The 20,608-nt window shown below is 50.3% G+C and carries 17 protein-coding genes; 15 read left to right on the top strand and 2 right to left on the bottom strand.

Annotated elements, in window-relative coordinates; genetic code table 11:
* The first annotated feature begins 49 nt into the window (after positions 1–49).
* The 4 genes from dnaK (at position 50) to J1G48_RS18955 (ending at position 4,890) form a co-directional block, all read left to right on the top strand.
* Complete coding sequence (gene dnaK / locus J1G48_RS18970; protein WP_000516128.1) at positions 50–1,966, top strand: molecular chaperone DnaK; 1,917 nt, start codon at positions 50–52, stop codon at positions 1,964–1,966.
* 85 nt (positions 1,967–2,051) lie between these two features.
* Positions 2,052–3,191: a molecular chaperone DnaJ gene (dnaJ, locus tag J1G48_RS18965; RefSeq protein ID WP_001119009.1), complete on the top strand. Its 1,140-nt coding sequence runs from the start codon at positions 2,052–2,054 to the stop codon at positions 3,189–3,191.
* 280 nt (positions 3,192–3,471) lie between these two features.
* Positions 3,472–4,419, top strand: a complete 948-nt coding sequence (locus J1G48_RS18960) for a LysR family transcriptional regulator (protein ID WP_000534911.1) — start codon at positions 3,472–3,474, stop codon at positions 4,417–4,419.
* A gap of 126 nt (positions 4,420–4,545) precedes the next feature.
* Positions 4,546–4,890, top strand: coding sequence for a phage holin family protein (locus J1G48_RS18955; protein WP_000026889.1), 345 nt, complete (start codon positions 4,546–4,548; stop codon positions 4,888–4,890).
* 60 nt (positions 4,891–4,950) lie between these two features.
* On the opposite strand, the gene J1G48_RS18950 is transcribed toward J1G48_RS18955, so the two are convergent.
* Together J1G48_RS18950 and J1G48_RS18945 are read right to left on the bottom strand one after the other, a co-directional pair.
* Complete coding sequence (locus J1G48_RS18950; protein WP_001068132.1) at positions 4,951–5,484, bottom strand: glycoside hydrolase family 108 protein; 534 nt, start codon at positions 5,482–5,484, stop codon at positions 4,951–4,953.
* A gap of 16 nt (positions 5,485–5,500) precedes the next feature.
* Complete coding sequence (locus J1G48_RS18945; RefSeq protein WP_000860681.1) at positions 5,501–5,944, bottom strand: transcriptional regulator; 444 nt, start codon at positions 5,942–5,944, stop codon at positions 5,501–5,503.
* Between the two features lie 380 nt (positions 5,945–6,324).
* Here J1G48_RS18945 and J1G48_RS18940 point away from each other — a divergent pair, with 380 nt between their 5' ends.
* The 11 genes from J1G48_RS18940 (at position 6,325) to J1G48_RS18890 (ending at position 20,576) form a co-directional block, all read left to right on the top strand.
* Positions 6,325–8,424, top strand: a complete 2,100-nt coding sequence (locus J1G48_RS18940) for a glycosyl hydrolase family 18 protein (protein WP_000235795.1) — start codon at positions 6,325–6,327, stop codon at positions 8,422–8,424.
* A 91-nt stretch (positions 8,425–8,515) separates the two neighbouring features.
* The gene (locus J1G48_RS18935; RefSeq protein WP_000155796.1) at positions 8,516–11,512 is read left to right on the top strand and encodes a hypothetical protein; all 2,997 of its coding nucleotides are present in this window, start codon (positions 8,516–8,518) and stop codon (positions 11,510–11,512) included.
* 280 nt (positions 11,513–11,792) lie between these two features.
* On the top strand, positions 11,793–12,497 hold the full coding sequence (locus tag J1G48_RS18930; RefSeq protein ID WP_000738617.1) for a winged helix-turn-helix transcriptional regulator: 705 nt from the start codon (positions 11,793–11,795) through the stop codon (positions 12,495–12,497).
* 429 nt (positions 12,498–12,926) lie between these two features.
* The gene (locus J1G48_RS18925) at positions 12,927–13,469 is read left to right on the top strand and encodes a fimbrial protein BcfA (protein ID WP_000743357.1); all 543 of its coding nucleotides are present in this window, start codon (positions 12,927–12,929) and stop codon (positions 13,467–13,469) included.
* Between the two features lie 100 nt (positions 13,470–13,569).
* On the top strand, positions 13,570–14,256 hold the full coding sequence (gene bcfB, locus J1G48_RS18920; RefSeq protein ID WP_000742558.1) for a fimbrial biogenesis chaperone BcfB: 687 nt from the start codon (positions 13,570–13,572) through the stop codon (positions 14,254–14,256).
* 4 nt (positions 14,257–14,260) lie between these two features.
* Positions 14,261–16,882, top strand: a complete 2,622-nt coding sequence (gene bcfC, locus J1G48_RS18915) for a fimbrial usher BcfC (RefSeq protein WP_001245855.1) — start codon at positions 14,261–14,263, stop codon at positions 16,880–16,882.
* On the top strand, positions 16,883–17,890 hold the full coding sequence (locus J1G48_RS18910; RefSeq protein ID WP_000701246.1) for a fimbrial protein BcfD: 1,008 nt from the start codon (positions 16,883–16,885) through the stop codon (positions 17,888–17,890).
* A complete protein-coding gene (locus J1G48_RS18905) occupies positions 17,891–18,436 on the top strand; it encodes a fimbrial protein BcfE (RefSeq protein ID WP_001082038.1) in 546 nt (181 codons plus the stop codon).
* A gap of 15 nt (positions 18,437–18,451) precedes the next feature.
* The gene (locus J1G48_RS18900; protein WP_001243232.1) at positions 18,452–18,970 is read left to right on the top strand and encodes a fimbrial protein BcfF; all 519 of its coding nucleotides are present in this window, start codon (positions 18,452–18,454) and stop codon (positions 18,968–18,970) included.
* The gene (gene bcfG, locus J1G48_RS18895) at positions 18,936–19,667 is read left to right on the top strand and encodes a fimbrial chaperone BcfG (protein ID WP_001135028.1); all 732 of its coding nucleotides are present in this window, start codon (positions 18,936–18,938) and stop codon (positions 19,665–19,667) included. The genes J1G48_RS18900 and bcfG overlap by 35 nt, the downstream gene beginning before the upstream one ends.
* Positions 19,668–19,730: 63 nt before the next feature.
* Positions 19,731–20,576 carry a DsbA family protein gene (locus J1G48_RS18890; RefSeq protein WP_000291392.1) on the top strand — a complete coding sequence of 282 codons (846 nt, stop codon included), beginning with the start codon at positions 19,731–19,733 and terminating at the stop codon, positions 20,574–20,576.
* The last annotated feature ends 32 nt before the right edge of the window (positions 20,577–20,608 follow it).

Here is a 20,608-nt window from a genome sequence, read left to right as displayed (position 1 = left end):
TACAGATTCACAACCACATGATGACCGAATTTTTAGTGGAGACGTTTAGATGGGTAAAATTATTGGTATCGACCTGGGTACTACCAACTCTTGTGTAGCGATTATGGATGGAACGCAGGCACGCGTGCTGGAGAACGCCGAGGGCGATCGCACTACGCCTTCTATCATTGCTTATACCCAGGATGGTGAAACTCTGGTTGGTCAGCCGGCTAAACGTCAGGCAGTGACAAACCCGCAAAACACCCTGTTTGCGATTAAACGCCTGATTGGCCGCCGCTTCCAGGACGAAGAAGTTCAACGTGACGTTTCTATCATGCCGTACAAAATCATCGGCGCCGACAACGGCGACGCATGGCTTGATGTGAAAGGTCAGAAAATGGCGCCGCCGCAGATTTCTGCCGAAGTGCTGAAGAAAATGAAGAAAACGGCTGAAGATTATCTGGGCGAACCGGTAACTGAAGCGGTTATCACCGTACCGGCTTACTTTAACGATGCGCAGCGTCAGGCTACCAAAGATGCTGGTCGTATCGCGGGGCTGGAAGTTAAACGTATCATCAACGAACCGACTGCCGCAGCGCTGGCTTACGGTCTGGATAAAGAAGTCGGCAACCGTACTATCGCGGTTTACGACCTCGGTGGTGGTACTTTCGATATCTCTATTATCGAAATCGACGAAGTTGATGGCGAAAAAACCTTTGAAGTTCTGGCAACCAACGGTGATACCCACTTGGGTGGTGAAGACTTCGATACCCGCCTGATCAACTACCTCGTTGACGAGTTTAAGAAAGATCAGGGCATTGACCTGCGTAACGATCCGCTGGCCATGCAGCGCCTGAAAGAAGCCGCAGAAAAAGCCAAAATCGAGCTGTCTTCTGCGCAGCAGACCGACGTGAACCTGCCGTACATTACCGCAGATGCCACCGGTCCGAAACACATGAACATCAAAGTGACTCGTGCAAAACTGGAAAGCCTGGTTGAAGATCTGGTGAACCGTTCTATCGAGCCGCTGAAAGTCGCACTGCAGGACGCTGGCCTGTCCGTGTCTGATATCAACGACGTGATCCTCGTCGGCGGTCAGACCCGTATGCCAATGGTGCAGAAAAAAGTGGCTGAATTCTTTGGTAAAGAGCCGCGTAAAGACGTTAACCCGGACGAAGCTGTGGCTATCGGCGCAGCGGTACAGGGCGGCGTGTTGACCGGTGATGTGAAAGACGTACTGCTGCTGGACGTTACCCCGCTGTCTCTGGGTATCGAAACGATGGGTGGCGTGATGACTCCGCTTATCACCAAAAACACCACCATCCCGACCAAGCACAGCCAGGTGTTCTCTACTGCGGAAGACAACCAGTCTGCGGTAACCATCCATGTGCTGCAGGGTGAGCGTAAACGTGCGTCTGATAACAAATCTCTGGGTCAGTTCAACCTGGATGGCATCAACCCGGCGCCGCGCGGTATGCCGCAGATCGAAGTCACCTTCGATATCGATGCTGACGGTATCCTGCACGTCTCCGCGAAAGATAAAAATAGCGGTAAAGAGCAGAAGATCACTATCAAGGCGTCTTCTGGTCTGAACGAGGAAGAAATTCAGAAAATGGTTCGCGATGCAGAAGCGAACGCTGAATCCGACCGTAAGTTCGAAGAGCTGGTTCAGACCCGTAACCAGGGCGACCATCTGCTGCACAGCACCCGTAAGCAGGTTGAAGAAGCAGGCGATAAACTGCCGGTTGATGACAAAACCGCTATCGAGTCTGCGCTGAACGCGCTGGAAACTGCCCTGAAAGGCGAAGATAAAGCCGCTATCGAAGCGAAAATGCAGGAACTGGCGCAGGTTTCCCAGAAACTGATGGAAATCGCTCAGCAGCAACATGCGCAGCAGCAGGCTGGCTCCGCTGACGCTTCTGCAAACAACGCGAAAGATGACGACGTTGTCGACGCTGAGTTTGAAGAAGTAAAAGATAAAAAATAATCGCCCTTTGAACGGGTAATTACTGGCACGGGCGAAGAGGTTTCCTCTCCGCCCGTGTATGCATGTTAAGGGCAGATAAAAAGAGATGGCGAAAAGAGATTACTACGAGATTTTAGGCGTTTCCAAAACAGCGGAAGAGCGTGAAATCAAAAAGGCGTATAAGCGCCTGGCCATGAAATATCATCCGGACCGCAATCAGGGTGATAAAGAGGCCGAAGCTAAGTTTAAAGAGATTAAAGAAGCCTACGAAGTGCTGACCGATGCGCAAAAACGCGCAGCCTACGATCAGTATGGTCACGCCGCGTTTGAACAAGGCGGTATGGGCGGCGGATTTGGCGGCGGCTTTAATGGCGGCGCTGATTTCAGTGATATCTTTGGTGACGTTTTTGGCGATATCTTTGGCGGCGGGCGTGGTCGCCAACGTGCGGCGCGTGGGGCTGATTTGCGTTATAACATGGATCTCACCCTGGAAGAAGCGGTGCGTGGCGTGACCAAAGAGATCCGTATTCCGACGCTGGAGGAGTGCGACGTTTGCCACGGCAGCGGCGCGAAAGCTGGTACGCAACCGCAAACCTGTCCGACCTGTCATGGTTCTGGTCAGGTACAGATGCGCCAGGGATTCTTTGCTGTACAGCAGACCTGCCCACACTGTCAGGGCCGCGGTACGCTGATCAAAGATCCGTGCCATAAATGTCACGGTCATGGGCGTGTTGAAAAGAGTAAAACTCTGTCCGTTAAAATCCCGGCGGGCGTGGATACCGGCGATCGTATTCGTCTGGCAGGCGAGGGCGAAGCGGGCGAGCATGGCGCACCGGCAGGCGACTTGTACGTTCAGGTCCAGGTGAAACAACACCCTATTTTCGAGCGTGAAGGCAATAATCTTTATTGCGAAGTGCCGATCAACTTTGCGATGGCGGCGCTGGGCGGTGAAATTGAAGTGCCGACGTTAGATGGTCGTGTGATGCTGAAAGTACCGAGCGAAACACAAACGGGCAAGCTGTTCCGTATGCGCGGCAAAGGCGTGAAGTCCGTACGCGGTGGCGCGCAGGGCGATTTGCTGTGCCGTGTGGTGGTTGAAACGCCGGTCGGTCTGAGCGAAAAACAGAAGCAATTGCTAAAAGATCTTCAGGAAAGTTTTGGCGGCCCGACGGGAGAGAAAAACAGCCCGCGTTCAAAAAGCTTCTTTGACGGCGTGAAAAAATTCTTTGACGATTTGACTCGCTAATCTTTTTCCCGTTGTATTTTTCTTCAGCCCGGGTGTATATCCGGGCTTTTTTCTGCCTGTACGCGCCCAGGCTTCTGTTAAACGCATCGTATCCTCTCATTTGTTGATATTTTGTTTTTACTGATAAACAAATTGATGTTAATCAGCAGTTTTGTATACGCTTATTCTTTAAAAAAACGTGATGTGATGACATTAATGATTGCTTTTTTAGATGCTGTGAATTGATTTATCTTGAGTATTATCTATATTGCTTTTTTTAGTTTCCGGAGGCAGACAGCGAATGGGATCGAAAGGTGCCAACAAGAGCTTTGATTATAATTTAATCAAAATTCTTGACGCTGTTATTTTGTCAGGAAATGCGGCTATGGCGGCAAAAAAGTTAGGCATTACACCGGCTGCCGTTTCTCTGGCGTTAAAGCGCCTGCAGAGTTATTACCCGGAAGAACTGTTTAGCAGAGGGAAAGGCGGGCTCATCCCCACAGCTAAGGCTGTCGACATTCACCAAAATTTCAGTCAGGTGATGAAACTGGTGGATGACACCTTTCTCTGTAATAGTAAAAAAGATGAAGCGTTCCAGATAACGTTATTAGGCAGTGATATTGTTGAAAGCTATTATCTTTCTCAGCTCTATAACAGCGATATATTTGACCGTATTTTGATAAATCATTTCACTGTCAGAAATATGAGTCGGGAGCATATCAGCGAACTTCTGTTTACTGCGCAAGGCGATCTGTTGATTAGTGCCGAACCTTTGCTGGAGTCCGGCATAGAGAATCAAATTATTGATAGTTTTAAATCATTTGTTTGTATCTGTAGCAGTAAACACATGCTGAGTACCCTCTCACAACTGTCGCTACATCATTTTTATTCTTCGCGTCATGCGTTATATCAGCCGGGGATGGGGGCTTCAGTGATATATCATGATAGTGAATTATTTAAGGATGAGCTTTACTATACTGGCAGGCGTATTGTCGGCTATCGCAGTGATTCGCTTAACGGTTTGATGAGCATGATCGAACGAACCTCATTGATTGCATTGATGCCTTTGAAATTAGCGCTTTTTTATAAAAATCATCGTAAATATGACATTAAATTTATTCAGCCTCCGCCCGAACTGGCTTTGAAGTCAGTTCAGGTTTATGCATCCTGGAATAAAAATAGTAGAAATATATCGACGATTAATGAGATGGTAAGTATGTTACAAACGCTTTCCTCCTTCCGTCGTTAATACACCTCATTTTTACGCTTTGATTTAATATGGTTTTAAATGATGTGCTTTGATTTTTACCCTCCTGACAGGGCGCTTACACTCCTTGTGTTAATTATTAATTTATAATGATTTCGGAGTGTTAAAATGTCTATTCCCAACCATGTGTCGACAACGGAAGTTGTGCTATTGGAGCTAGAGATCTTACTCACTATTATTTCGATTGGCGCGTGGGGAGGCTTTGTCAGCTATCTTTTACGCAAAGATAAGACAGAATATAATAGTTCTCATGAAAGTATTAAATATTGCTTAACGCAGATCGTGATTTCCTGCTTCACCAGTTTCTTGTTAAGCGCGATTGCGATCGAAAAAGAATGCAGTTTCAACATTGTTCTGTTGGCGGCAGGCTTAGGCGGTGTTTTCGCGAGTCCGATCTTAAAGATTCTTGGGCGGCGGATTAAAAAAATTATCGAAGGTAATAATTCAGATTAATTATCATTTGCAGTATCAGGCTCATCCGTGAGCCTTTTACGCGTCTTTTTTCAGCCTGGTCTAGGTCACTCTATTCTTGATCCAGCCATAAATAAATTGTTCGTTATTGTGGTTTTTCTCAGCAACGTTTAAGTAGTACGTGCCCTGACTGCAATTGAGGGCTTTCACCAAAACGGCTTCCCCTTCCTGGCCTCGCCAGGCCAAATAATGTTCGAGAGCGGCAAGCGTCCGCGGGCCAATATTGCCATCCACATGAATATCCGGGTAGCGTTTACCTTCGTGATTAAAGACGTTCAACCAGCGTTGCAGCCACGCGCTGGGGTGGTAAGCGCCTATGTTGACTGCCGCATCGCACAGCTCGAAGGAGACTGGCCACGATAGCGTCGAGATGACGTCAAAACCTGGTTTTATCCAGTAATCCTCTTCGAGAATCGCGTAGGCTTCAGCGTGGGTCAGATCCCGCATATCGCCAGCATAGCCATGCGCTCGCGCCGTGGCTTCGGTAATGCCCCAATGGGTGGCGCCGCCTTTATCTTTAGGGTTAAATACGTAACCGCCTTCAAGCGCAATAATTCCATCTATAATTGGATTCATCTTCCCTTTCCTTCGCTTAGTGAATATGCAGATACATGAGAGAACCTAACGTTACTGAAAATACGGTCGTCAGGGCGGCGATGGTTTGCCGTACAATCTGTTTTTTTCTTCCCTTTGTTTCGCTATCCGTCGCGATAATGGCGATATCACTATTCACTTTGAGACCTTGTCTTGGAATGGTAATAAAAAGATCGTTAATACCAAGCGCTTTAAGGTCACGTCTGATTAAATAGAGAATCTGCGTTAGATTTGCATCATTAACATAATGGCTTCGACTTCCCCATAACGCAGTGGTTATTTTTTGTCGCTCGATAATCTCCAGATGAGCATTCTCGATGATGAAACTGAGACATTTGGCTCTCATCGCAGTCATTTTAATAACCTGTGAATTTGAGACCGTCCTCAGTTCATATTTACCTTCATTGTAAATGCAATTGCTATTAATGATATAAGTTTTCATAACGTCTTCCTTTAGAAATGTACATCCTGGTTGTCTGTGGTGACTATATTGTATGAGAAATGTCTTAATCCAATAAATGTCACTGGTTTTATTGTATTGTCATTGTCTATAGCGAGTGTAATCACATTATTTCATTGTAATTAAATGATATTTAATTACATGATAAATGATATTTACTATGTTCTCACCAGAACGGAGTAAGCGGGCGCTGAGAGGTGTTGTTTTCTCTTCGTTAGACGGTGTTGTTAACCTCATTTTTATGATTTTTATATCATCTAAAAAGATGATGTTTTGTGATTAGCTATTTTTTATGCCTGTAACGATTATGGACCCCGCAGAACGAGCTGCGACAATTTTGAAACGTAAAAGGAAATTTGAAAATGGCTACAAGCAAACTGATTCAAGGCGATACAATTACTGAAACTACTCATGCAGCGAATGGTTTTGACCCTGCAACAAGCGATGATAAAATAAGCTATACTTCCGCTCGTGTTGCGAAACCGGTATACAATAAATATAAAAATTCCACGACTAAACCGAAGGTATTCGGTTATTACACCGACTGGTCACAGTATGACAGCCGTCTGCAAGGCAATATGTCCCAACCGGGCCGTGGTTATGATTTAACCAAAGTTTCACCGACGGCTTATGACAAACTGATTTTTGGCTTTGTTGGCATCACCGGTTTCAGAAAAATTGATACAGAAGACCGCGATGTCGTAGCAGAAGCGGCAGCGCTGTGCGGCAAAGTGAAATATGAGCCGACCTTCCTCGACCCATGGGGCGACTTCCAGTCTTATATCAACCTCGGCTTTGATGTCAGCGGCTGGGATGTGGATCCGAAGACTGTAACTCAGTCTAACGCCAAGGGTCTGCTGGGCGCGCTGCGTGATATGCAGGCAAAAGCGAAAGCCGCAGGTCACACGCTGGCGCTCTCCATGAGTATCGGCGGCTGGAGCATGAGTAACGGGTTCCACGAAACCGCCGCTTCTGACTCTTCTCGTAAAATCTTCGCCAAAGGCGTGGTGAAACTGTTCAAACAGTTCCCGATGTTCAGCGAAGTGGATATTGACTGGGAATACCCGAACAATGAAGGGGCGGGCAACCCGTTTGGTCCGGAAGATGGCGCTAACTACGCGCTGCTGATTGCCGAACTGCGTAAACAGCTGGATTCCGCTGGTCTGAGCAATGTGAAGATCTCTATTGCCGCTTCTGCTGTCACTACTATTTTTGACTATGCGAAAGTAAAAGATCTGATGGCTGCTGGCCTGTATGGCATCAACCTGATGACCTATGACTTCTTCGGTACGCCGTGGGCGGAAACTCTGGGCCACCACACCAACCGCAAAGCGCTGGAAGAGGGCGGCTGGGCTGTCGAAACCATCGTTGATCACCTGCTGGCGGAAGGTTTCTCCGCTGACCGTATCAACATCGGTTATGCCGGCTATACCCGTAACGCTCGTCAGGTAGAAATTGAATCCCTGTCGCCGCTGAAAGGTTCTTACAACCCAGGTTCAGGCCCTACTACCGGTTCCTTTGAATCCGGCACCAGTGAATGGTATGACGTCATTTATAGCTACCTGGATCTGGAAAACCAGAAAGGCCGTAACGGTTTCAACGTTTACACCGACCAGGTCGCTGACGCTGACTACCTGTATAGCCCGGAATCCAAACTGTTTTTATCCCTGGATACGCCGCGTACTGTCAAAGCAAAAGGCGAATATGCAGCGAAACTGGGCCTGGGCGGCGTGTTTACCTGGACTATCGATCAGGACAACGGCGTGCTGGTTAACGCCGTGCGTGAAGGTCTGGGTTATGAAATCGAATCTGAAGTTATCGATATGGAACCGTTCTACTTTGAAGGTATCAATGTAGAAAAAGATGAAGAGCAGAGCGACAGCGACGACGCGCAGAAGGTCAACCACGCGCCGAAAGCGGCGATTGAACTGCTGGTCGTAGGCGGATCTACGGTACAGCTGTCTGGCGCAGGTTCTTCTGATGAAGATAACGATGAGCTGTCCTTTAGCTGGGGCGTGCCTTCTCAAATCACTGTGGCAGACAAAACGGCTGAAATCATTGAGGTTGTGGTACCGGAAGTTAGCGAAAAAACAGCCTTCCAGTTCACCCTGTTTGTACGCGACTGCTACAACGAACCGTCCTCTCAACAGCGCTTTGTTCTGACGGCTGTGCCTGCGCTATCTCAGGTTCAACCGGAACCGGAAGAGGAAGAAGATATTATCGTTCCTGTACCGGACGAGGAAGAAGATACCACACCGGCTGAGGATGATACGCCAGCAGATGACAAAACGTCACCTTACGCGCAGTGGGATGCTTCTACCGTTTATGGCGCAAACTGGGGTTCTTTCGAAATCGTTAGCTGGAAAGGCCATAACTATCAGGTGAAATGGTGGTCTATGGGCAACCAGCCTGACCTGAACTGCGGTGTCGGCGGTGCATGGACCGATCTTGGCGCTTACTAATACACGGTATTAAGCCGATGTATTGGGCTTCATGATTCAAGCCCCGGTTTACCGGGGCTTTTCTCCACCAGGGACAGAGGAAGAGTAGACCATGACCATTTCCATTCACGCCAGCGCATTTGACGTCAACAGCTGGTATCAAAAAATCACCTTAACCTTCATCAATGAGAGCGGTAATGCGGTCGATATGAACCATGCCGCAATATCATTCACGGCTTCCGGGCACATCGATCCATGGGGAAATAGCGGCGGTACGCTCAAAGGGAACCTGCCGCTTACGCTGAATGAGAGTTCGTATGGCACGCTGGAAACTAACAACATCATCATTAATAACAGCGATGCATTACTTCTTCAGCCGGGCGAACGCGGGACGCTCTCTTTCAGCCTCGCGGCGACGCAGGTGCCGGTAAAAATGTCCGCCATCACCTTGACGCTGGCGTCATCGTCATCCGAAGACGCAGAGTCTGAAACCCCATCCGATCAGGAGACGCCAGCGATACCCGCCGCAGACGAACAACTCGCCGAACCCGATGTGCCGGAAAAGGACAATGATCTTCAGGAACACGGCCTTACGCTTAACGTTAGCGAGTTGAATACCGCAAGTTGGTATCAACGCGTCACCTTTACGCTGACCAACCTCTACGCCCAGGCGGTAGATCTCAATCAGCTTCAACTGAATTTTACGGCCAGCGCGCACCCCGATCCCTACAGTCCGTTTCAGGGAACAATGTTGGGGAATCAGGCCGTGACGCTGGCCAGCGATGGGGGATGGCCCATCGAGAAGAATACCATCACCATTAATCATGACGGCGCGCTGATGCTGGCGGCGGGGGATACCGCCGAATTACAGTGCTATCTGGCCGCCACGCAGACGCCAGTTGCCATCAGCGATTTGAACGCGACGTTGGCCCATGATCCTGCCCGTCAGGGAAAAGTTTGCGTTCATTTTCCTGCCATGACGCAGACCGTGGCGCTCAAACCGGTGATTGAGCTGCTGTTTCCTGCCGGCGAAACCCGGCGCTTTGTCGGTGAGTGGGGCGAGGTTCTGACAATAGGCGATCTTAGCGCAGGAACGTATCGGCTTACCGTACCGGTACTGGCGAATGATGAGATGCAAATCGCGCCAGTCGAGTCCTCTTTTACCGTTACGCTGCAATCCGGCGATGCCGCCGCGCAGGTCCAGGTATCCTGTCTGCCGATTGTCCGTTATGCCAGCGCGCGTCTGATGATTGACGCCCCTGCGCTTGGTAATGCGAAATTGACCGTTGAGATCGCCGATGCTACGCAAGCGGATGAGCGTACCGTCACGCTGATCGCCAACCAACCGCAGTTAATCACCCGGCTACTGGCGGGGCATCATTATACGGTCAATCTGCAGCCTGCGATGATTAATAACCGCTTTATATCGGCACCCATACAGCTTACGGGATTTATCCCTGCTGCGGCGCAGATTGCCGAGGTTGCTGTCGCTTACCAACAGTCGGCGCTCGACACGGCGAGTTTCGTGACGGTGGATGCCACTATACTGGGCCTGCCCGATGGCGTCGCGCCGCAGCGTTATCTGTTCAGCAGCGGTAAATATCAGTACTCATTAATGCTGGAGAGCGGCAGCGATCGGCAGACGTTGGCATTACGCTTTGCGCCCGGGCTGTATGATGTTCAGACGGACGATATTTTCATCGACAGCGTGCCGTGGCGTTGTGAACAGGCCGGGCCGCTACGGTTGTTGCAAAAGGTCAACCATGTGGCGCTGGAGTTTCTGCCCGGCGTGACGCTACAGGTAAAAGGTTGGCCTGATTACCTTGCTCATGGCGGCGTGACGGTTAACGCGCCAGAGACGGTTTCTCTTTATCGCGATATACCGTTTAGCGCGTTGTTTAAATACGATGGTTTTGACGGCGGCGGCGATCCGGTTCCGGCCGCGGAGGTTGACGTGAACGGGGATGGTTTTCTGGATTACGCGACGTTACCGATCCATAAAACCGTTGCGCTGGTGCGCCAGATAGAAAAAGAAGCCGGGCGTAGCGTCATGCCGGTAATGGTCATTTATACCGCGAATGCCAGCGGCGGTAGCGCGCTGGCGGATTTACAGGATGCGCAAAAGCTACGTAACCATTTTGGTAACTTTATTACCCAGTGTCTGGCGGCGCAGTCATACAAAGATGAGACGCATCCTGTCCCGGCCACCTTTGTGCTTAACCCGGATTTTCTCGGGGCGCTACAGCAAGGACCGTATGGCTATACCGTAGTACGGCAAAAAAACAGTGTGCCGGTGAATGCCCAACTGGCGGCGGCGATACAAGCATTACCGGCGATGGCTGGCTTTATCGTGCCTTCGTTGCCGACGTTTAGCGACGATCTCTACGGCTATATTCAGGCGGTGAACTATCTTGTTCGTCAGTTTGCCCCGGATGTGGCTTTTGGCTGGCAGACGAATGTCTGGGCGACAGGAACGGCGGACTGGGTGTTGCGCGATACCGCTGATCCGGTAGCTGAAGGGCAGGCGATCGCCGGATTTATTCATGAACTGGGCGTTTACAGCGGAGAATATGCGCCGGACTTTATTGCGTTTGATAAATTTGAGCGTGACTGTTTCAGTCCTGATGCGCTTGCCCACTATGGCTGGAATGCGACATGCTGGCTTAATTACCTGGCGATGGTCAAACAGGTGACGAAAGCGCTGCTGACGCCCGCCATGCTGTGGCAAATCCCTGGCGGCCATATGCCTACAGTAGAAGAGGGCGTCAGTAAAATCAGCGCTGCGCACTTTGCATCCGGCGGAACCTTTTTTATGGGGGACGCCCGCATTGGCAGCGATCCTGACACGCTCTCTTTGCAGCTACTCAATACGGCCTTAAATAGCGCGACTTACGGCGTCCCGACCGTCGGCGACTTTTTACGTAAAGATAAAGGGTATGACTGGGGCCAGATGCAGGCGCTGAATCTACCGGACTTTAACGTCTTTTCGATCTTATGGGGCGGTGGTTCTACTATCAGTATTACGACAATCCATTCTAACGGTGAAGACGGCGGCTGGCTGGCGGATAAAATGGTAGAGTATTATGCTGCCCCTCGCTATTTCAGATAATATCACTGCTTATTTGCATTAATCTGGACTATTAGTTTGAGATTCGAAGGCGCGTTCTTTCGAATCTCTTTTCCTGCGCCCCCTGACCTCTCATTCTTTATGCGTAATTTGTTATTAATTTTCTGTAATCATTTTGTATTAAGAATTGTCTTAATCTTAAAAATATTGCGTATTAGTGCGTTGTGAATACAGAAATACTGCATAGCGATGTTATTTATTATTAATTTAAGTACTTTTTGAGAGGTTATACTGTGACGCTACATTGAGTAGACAACCGTTAATGAAAAAAATGATGAACGACGCTTTTGCTAAAGATAATAATGAGAATTCATTACACTCTTTTCTTTTTTCTCAGCAGGCTAAACCTCACGCGGCAATTGATGCCTTATTTTCGGCCTTGTTGCCATTTGGTCAACCGTTTACGCTGGGTATCGGCGATGAGTTTTATTTACAGGCAAATGATGAACACTACATTGTATTACTGGAGTCAGGCGTTGTTTCTTTCTGTCATGATGACAAACGACTCCATATATCTTCATCGTTTGCGCCATCGGTCGTGGGTATGGTTGACAGCTATGGCGCTACCTATAACGTCCCCGCGCGACCGGAACACTTTTTGCTCGCAGAAACGGTTTGTACCGGTAGATTTGTTCGCCTGCCGGATTTTATAAAAATCGCCGATGAATGCGATTTGTGGCACGACGTGGCCCGTTGTCTGGCTTACCGTCTGATGGTGATGAGCGCGCGCGATCGTGAATTAGTCGGCGTCGATTCTTATCTGAAAGTTCGGGCGCTGCTGACTGAAATCTGGGCTTATCCACAGGCCTACCGGGAAAGCATTATCGTGTTGAATTTTATTCAACGGCGTACCGGGATATCGCGCAGTCGGACCATGAAGATTCTGTCTGAACTAAAAAAAGGCGGGTATATCCATATTGATAATGGGCGGCTGACGGCGCTCGGAAAACTGCCAGTGGCGTATTAATGCACTATCCGCAACGATATATTTACATATCTCGACTGAATTTGCCTGGTATCGTTAATAGAATGTTTTACTGAAGGTTGTTATGAAAACTATTTTTAAAAAGTCAATATGGCTAAAGGAGATAGGCCGAACGACTGGTGTAAAGTTAATATAAAACAACATGTTATGCCTGGTCCTATAAAACCAAATGTCGATGATTGCAACTTGCCGTTGGCTTGCTAATAATTAATAACATCGTTATCTCATTATAACGTAAAGATTAACTCACGACGTTGAGTGGCTGTTTTATTGCCTCTGACATTTATATCAGAACAAGAAGACACTTTTTTTCGCATAAGAAAAAGTCGTGATATTGCTGTGAAGAAATATCAGCAGCCGTTTCGTTAAAAAATCTGATTACCCTCATTTTTATATTTAAAAGGAGCTTGAATGAAAAAGCCTGTACTAGCATTAATGGTCTCTGCCATTGCCTTTGGCGGAATGTTGTCCACCGCGCAAGCGGATACTACAACCGTCACTGGCGGTACGGTAAATTTTGTCGGACAGGTCGTTGACGCTGCCTGTTCTGTTTCCGCTGACTCTGTCGATCAGACCGTGACATTAGGCCAGGTTCGCGCCAGTAAATTAACCGAGGCCGGTATGGTGGCGAATCAAAAAGAAGATTTCACCATCAAACTGGAAGACTGCGATACTCAGACCAGCCAGAATGCGGCGGTGATTTTTAATGGCCAACAGGACGCAAACCAGCCGGGGTCGCTGGCGAATACCGCTGGGGCAGGTTCGGCGACGAATGTGGCATTACAACTTTATGGACCAGATGGCCAGGCGCTGAATATCGGTGAATCGTCCAGTACTGTTACCTTGAACGATGGCGAAAACGTTATTCCGCTTAGCGTGGATTATATCGCTACCGGTACGGCGACTGCCGGTAATGTTACCGCGACGGCGACATTTAGCATGGTTTATTCCTGATTCCTTATCGGGATTTTTTTCTCGTCTGTTGGGAGGCGAGAAAGGGGCGTTACGCGCGTCACTGCGCGTAACAAACCGACGGCATCAGGATATTACGCAGATGAAAAAAAACGTACCGATTTTCCTTCGATTATTGCTACTGCTGTCGGCGGCCGGCCTGTCGTTTGCCGTGCAGGCGGGAGGCATTGCGCTGGGCGCGACCAGGGTGATTTATCCGCAGGGAAGTAAGCAAACCTCCTTGCCGATTATTAATTCTTCTGCCAGCAATGTTTTTTTAATTCAGTCATGGGTCGCCAATGCCGATGGTTCACGCTCGACGGATTTTATCATTACGCCGCCTCTCTTTGTGATCCAGCCTAAAAAAGAAAATATATTACGTATTATGTATGTCGGGCCGTCATTACCGACCGATCGCGAAAGCGTATTTTATTTAAACAGTAAAGCGATACCCTCTGTCGATAAAAATAAATTGACCGGCAACTCCCTGCAAATTGCGACGCAAAGCGTGATTAAGCTATTTATCCGCCCGAAAAATCTGGCGGAGGCGCCAGCTCATGCCCCGTCGACGCTTCGCTGCCGTAACGAGCGCGGCCAGCTAACGATTACTAACCCTTCGCCGTACTACGTTTCGATGGTTGAACTGTACAGCGCGGGGAAAAAACTGCCGAATACTATGGTACCGCCGAAAGGCGCGATCACTCTCCCGGCGACGCCCGGCCAGGTATCTTTGCGCACGGTAAACGATTTTGGCGCAACGACGCCAGCACGCGTTTGTCCAGCTTCATGATGTTATGCGTAATCAGCTTTTCATGACGCGATATTACTCCAGCGTAACTAAACCCGTATTAACCCCGCTGGCGTTGGCTATCGCATTGGCGCCTGCGCCGGGGTGGGCGGAAAACTATTTCAACCCGGCATTTCTGTCTGACGACCCGTCTGCGGTGGCCGACCTATCGACCTTTTCCCGTAATGCCCAGGCGGCAGGGATGTATCGCGTTGACGTTTACCTGAACAATACGTTTCTCGCGACCAGAGACATTGCCTTCCAGGCGGTGAAAACGACGGGAAAAAGCGCGCCCACCGATGACAGCGGATTACGCGCCTGCCTGACGCCTGAAATGCTTAAAAATATGGGGGTAAACACCGGGGCGTTTCCACTGTTGGCGAAGGCGGCGGCGGGAAGTTGCCCTGATCTCGCCAGTGCGATACCGGCCGCCCGGACCCGCTTTGATTTTGCGCAGCAACGTCTCGACATTAGCATCCCGCAGGCGGCGATGGTTGCCAGCGCCAGAGGCTATATCCCACCGAAATACTGGGATGAAGGTATTAATGCGTTGCTATTGAATTACACCTTTACCGGCGCGAATAGTCAGGATCGGAGCCCAGGCGGCAGTGCGGAGAACAGCTATTTTCTTGGATTGAATAGCGGCCTTAATCTGGGGGCCTGGCGGTTACGCGACTACTCCACATGGAACGCGAATAGCGGCGATCAGAATAGCGACAGCGACTGGCAGCACATCAGTACTTATCTGGAACGTGATGTGGTCTTTTTGCAGGGAGAACTGACGGCAGGCGATAGTTATACCCCCTCCGCATTATTCGACAGCCTTCCTTTTCGTGGGCTACAACTGGCGTCTGACGACAATATGTTGCCAGACAGCATGAAGGGCTTCGCACCGACCATTCACGGCATTGCCAGAAGCAACGCGCAAGTGACCATTCGGCAAAACGGCTACATCATTAATCAGCGCTATGTGCCGCCCGGGGCATTTACTATTAATGATCTCTATCCTACCGCCGCCAGCGGCGATTTGACTGTGGAAGTCAAAGAGTCCGACGGTTCTATTAATCGCTATAACGTGCCCTATTCCGCCGTGCCGATTCTACAACGAGAAGGGCGGCTGAAGTATGCGGCGACGGTGGCGGAGTATCGTAGCGAGAGTAGTCAAAAAGAGAAGGTGAAATTCAGTCAGGCGACCTTGATATGGGGGTTACCGCATGGTTTTACGCTGTATGGCGGAACACAACTTTCCAGTCATTATCACGCGCTGGCGATCGGCAGCGGCGCAAATCTGGGCGACTGGGGCGCGGTGTCGCTGGATGTCACCCAGGCTACCAGTACGCTGGCGGATAATAACACCTACCAGGGGCAATCGCTGCGTTTCCTGTATGCCAAATCGCTTGCACAGTCAGGAACCAATTTACAGCTTATGGGCTATCGCTATTCAACCTCGGGCTTTTACACGTTGGATGATACCACGTGGAAACGGATGAGCGGCTATGACGATGACAGTCGGACTGACAGCGATAAAAGCAGGCCGGAATGGGCGGATTATTACAACCTTTATTACACCAGGAGGGGGAAAGTACAACTCGATATCAATCAACAGCTAGGCGGGTTGGGATCGCTTTTTATTACCGGCAGCCAGCAAAGTTACTGGCACACTGATGAAAAGGATTCTTTGTTGCAGGTGGGATACAGCGATACGCTGGCGGGTATTGCATGGAGCGTTTCTTACAACAATAACAAATCCGCAGGCGATGCGGAGCGCGATCAAATTTTCGCGCTGAATATCTCGGTGCCGCTAAGTCAATGGCTGCAACACGATGATGAGGTCACGCGCCATCACAATGTTTACGCTACCTTTAGCACCAGTACGGACAAACAGCATAACGTTACGCAGAATGCGGGCCTTAGCGGCACACTGCTGGACGAAAACAATCTTAGTTACAACATACAGCAAGGTTATCAGAATCACGGTATTGGCGAAAGCGGCGCCGCCAGGCTGGAATACGATGGCGCGAAAGGCAACGCCAACATTGGCTATAACGTTAGCGATAACGGCGATTACCAGCAGGTGAATTATGGCCTGAGCGGCGGCCTGGTGGCGCACGCGCATGGAGTGACACTAAGCCAGCCGCTGGGCAATACCAATATTTTGATTGCCGCGCCGGGCGCAGCCAACGTCGGCGTTGTCGACCAGCCGGGTATTCATACGGACGCGCGTGGCTATGCGGTGGTGCCGTATGCGACAACATATCGCCAAAACCGTATGGCGCTGGACGTTAACGCCATGGCTGATGATGTCGATATTGATGACGCGGTGACTCGCGTTGTGCCGACCGAAGGCGCGCTGGTTCTGGCCCGCTTTAAAGCGCGGGTCGGCGCGCGTGCCCTGGTAACGCTGAATCATAACGGTAAGCCTGTACCCTTTGGCGCAACGGTGACGGTGAATGATCGCCATGCGGAGGCGATTGTTGACGAGGCCGGGGAAGTCTATCTTTCCGGGTTGTCAGCGCAAGGCGTTCTGCACGTTCGCTGGGGGAACCTGCCGGATCAACAGTGTGTCGCGTCCTATCATCTCTCTTCCTCCCGTCAGATTCTGAGTCGACAACATGCGGAGTGTCATTAAATGAAAATACCTCTTTTATTTGCTCTGCTGGCGGGAAGTGTCGTATCGCAGTACGCCTTCGCAGACGTGTGTAAAAACGTTAACGGCGTGCCTTCCAGTATTAATTACGATTTAACGACCACTCTGACGGCAGAACAAAACCAGGTGGGAAAGACGGTTCAACTGGAAAAAAGCCAGGAAGTTAATGTACAGGCGGTGTGTCCCGCCGGCGCGTCGACCTATAGCCAGACTTATCGCTCCTATGTGTCGCCATATCCGGTCGTAGAAACGAGCGGTAACTGGAAATATTTAAAGCTGGACCCGGACTACCTTGAAGGCGGAATGCGAATTGAGGATTCTTCGGCGGGCGATATCTATCCGCCAATGAACAACGTTCTGATGGGATATGATGAAAATGTGAAAGCGGGTCAACCGTTTTACGTTCGTGACTCAAATCTGGAGTTTCAGCTCAAAATTGTTAAACCGTTCGTCGGCACGGTGAATATTAGTCCTAAGACTATGTTCAATGTTTATGTCATGACCGCCGCAGGCGATCCGCTGACAGATGTCGTATACAGCATTCTTTATAGTGGAACGGTGACCGTACCGCAAAGCTGTGAAATCAACGCCGGACAAACGATTCTGGTAAATTTCGGCGCATTATACAGTGGCAATTTCAACCATGCAGGCCAAAAGCCGGAGGGGGTACGAGCGAAAAAATTCAGCGTACCGGTAAAGTGCAGCGGTCTGGATTCGCAGGTCAATTTAACAATGCGTCTTATCGCTACGCCGGATAGCCACGTTCCCCAGGCTATCGCTTCGGATAATGCCGATGTCGGCGTAGTGGTCGAAACCGATGAAGGAAACGCGCTTATCCCCAATGATGCACAGAGCGTCGCGCCTTTTATCACCGATAGCGCCGGACGCGCTAACATCACATTGCAAGCCTACCCGGTAAGTACAACAGGCGAAACGCCTGCGGAAGGGGCGTTTACCGCACTGGCCAGCCTGCGAGTGGACTTTGACTAAATGAACAGATCACACTGCGCTCTTTTTGCCATGGGACTAATGCTGTGTCCGCAAATCAATGCCAGCGCTGACGACCTCGCTTATAACCTCGAATTTACCGGCACTATTGTGGCGCAAACCTGCGACATAGATATTTCCAGTCTCAGTCAAAGTATTGATTTAGGACAGTTTGCGGTTGGCGACTTTCCTTCGACAGGAACAACGACAAAATTTAAGCCCTTTAATATCAACCTCAAAAATTGTTCCCGAGGAATTGCCGGGGCGAAGATCTGGTTTACCGGCGAACCCGATCCGGACAATCCCGCGCTACTGGCGATAACCGACACCGGGATGGGAAGCGGAAACATGTTAGCAAGCGGGGTTGGGGTGGAAATTCTGAATGATGATCAGGATACCATCAGTATCAATAATGCCGACTCGGTGGTCTATCCGTTGAAAGCCGGACGCAACACGCTGTCTTTTTATATTCGCTATAAATCGACCCGGCCGACGGTCACGTCCGGGAACGCGACGGCGGTCATGTATTTCGATATGCAGTATGAATGAGGAGCCATCGTAATTATGCGTAACGATATCCTGTACGGCATCGGGATGCTGCTGGCGGCATCCGGCGTCCAGGCGCACGATGGCCGGGTCTATGTTTCCGGAACCATCACGGACAATACGTGTTCGCTCTCTCCTGGCTCGGAAAATATTAACGTGGCGATGGGCGCGGTTTCTCAACGGCAGTTTTATCGCGCGGGCGACGGTTCCGCATGGCAACCTTTTGCTATCGATTTACAAAACTGCGGCAGCACTGCCAGCGGCGTAACGGTCAGTTTTAGCGGTGCGGCGGACAGCCGTAATACGGATTTATTGGCGCTTACCGCAGGGGAAAGCGACGCTTCAGGCATTGGGATTGCGCTTTATGATCAAAATAAAACTTTAATCCCACTGGGGCAAGAGAGTGATGTGGTGACGCTCAGTCCGGGTCAGGCGTCGGCGCATCTGCAATTTTACGCGCGTTATCTTGCCGATGGCGGCGCGGTAACGCCCGGGGACGCCAATGCCTCCGCAACCTTCATTCTTGCCTATGAATAAGTTCTTTTTACGCTGCGCGATATATTGGTGCTTGCTTCCCATATCATGGGCGCAGGCTGGCGTGGTAATTGGCGGTACTCGCTTTATCTATCATGCGGGCGCCCCGGCATTAAGCGTACCGGTAAGTAACCATTCAGAAGCGTCCTGGTTAATTGATACGCATATTTTACCTGGTGGCCGCTGGCCAGGAACCAAAAACGAAGGGAATATCATGCCCTTCGTGGTCACGCCGCCATTATTTATGCTTTCAGCGCGCCAGGAAAACTCAATGCGGGTGGTTTATACCGGCGCACCGCTACCCGCCGACAGGGAAAGTCTGTTTACCTTGAGTATCGCCGCTATTCCCTCCGGTAAACCGGAAGCGAACCGTGTACAAATGGCGTTTCGTTCGGCTTTAAAATTGCTCTATCGCCCTGAGGGACTCGCCGGCAATCCGCAGCAGGCCTACCGGCATCTGATCTGGTCGCTTACCCCCGATGGCGCGACGGTACGCAATCCGACACCCTATTACGTTACGCTCTTTTTATTACGCGCTAACGAGCGCGCCCAGGACAACGCCGGGGTCGTGGCTCCCTTTGCAACGCGTCAAACGGACTGGTGCCGGCACACGGTTCGCTGCACTGTGCGCTGGCAAAGTATTAATGACTATGGGCGGGTAATGACAGCGCAAACCGTGGATCTGACGCGTATTCATTAACTTTTTTTCAGGCGTCTCCCGATAGCGGGAGGCTTTCCGAACTTATCGAACGAGACTTTTATTATGTATTATCACGCGTTAAAACTTTCCCGACTGGCGATGTTGACGTTGGCAGGCGTTGCCGTATCCGCCTCGGCAATCGCCGCCGATTCTGCCCCGACGTCGCAAATTGGCCCGACGGCGGAAGCCTACATCGTCAGTCATCCGGATAAAGTGGGAGAGGTGGTGGCAACGTATTTGGCCGAACATCCGGAATTTTTGGTCGCCGCCAGCGAGACGTTGCATCAGCGTCAGCAGATTGCGCAACAACAGGCGTATGTTCAACTGGCATTACAGTATCGTGCTGAGTTGCTCAGTAGCAGCAGTCCTTCCGTTGGGCCCAACGAGGCAAAAGCGGCGGTGGTGATGTTCTTTGATTACCAGTGCTCGTGGTGCAGCAAAATGGCGCCTGTGGTCGAAAACCTGATTAAGGCGAACCCGGATACCCGGTTTATTTTCAAAGAGTTTCCTATTTTTTCCTCCCGCTGGCCGGTATCCGGACTGGCGGCCAGAGTCGGCGAACAGGTATGGCTTACACAGGGCGGGGCGAAATATCTCGACTGGCATAATGCGCTTTATGCCACAGGGAAGGTGGAAGGCGCGTTAACGGAACACGATGTCTACACCCTGGCGCAACATTATCTAACGCCGACGCAGCTGGCCGCCGTAAAAGAAGCGCAAAGCAGCGGTGCAGTACATGATGCGCTCCTCACTAACCAGGCACTGGCGCAGCATATGGACTTTAGCGGCACGCCTGCTTTTGTCGTCATGCCTCAGACGCAAGACGGTGATGTAAAACGGGTGACCGTGATCCCGGGAAGCACGACTCAGGATATGTTGCAAATGGCGATTCAGAAAGCGAAGGGGTGATATTCGCTCAGAGGAGAACGCACAGGAGTGAA

This window comes from Salmonella sp. SAL-020 (assembly GCF_017372215.1).
GTDB classification, from domain to species: domain Bacteria; phylum Pseudomonadota; class Gammaproteobacteria; order Enterobacterales; family Enterobacteriaceae; genus Salmonella; species Salmonella enterica.
This window is presented reverse-complemented; position numbering and strand designations above follow the sequence as displayed.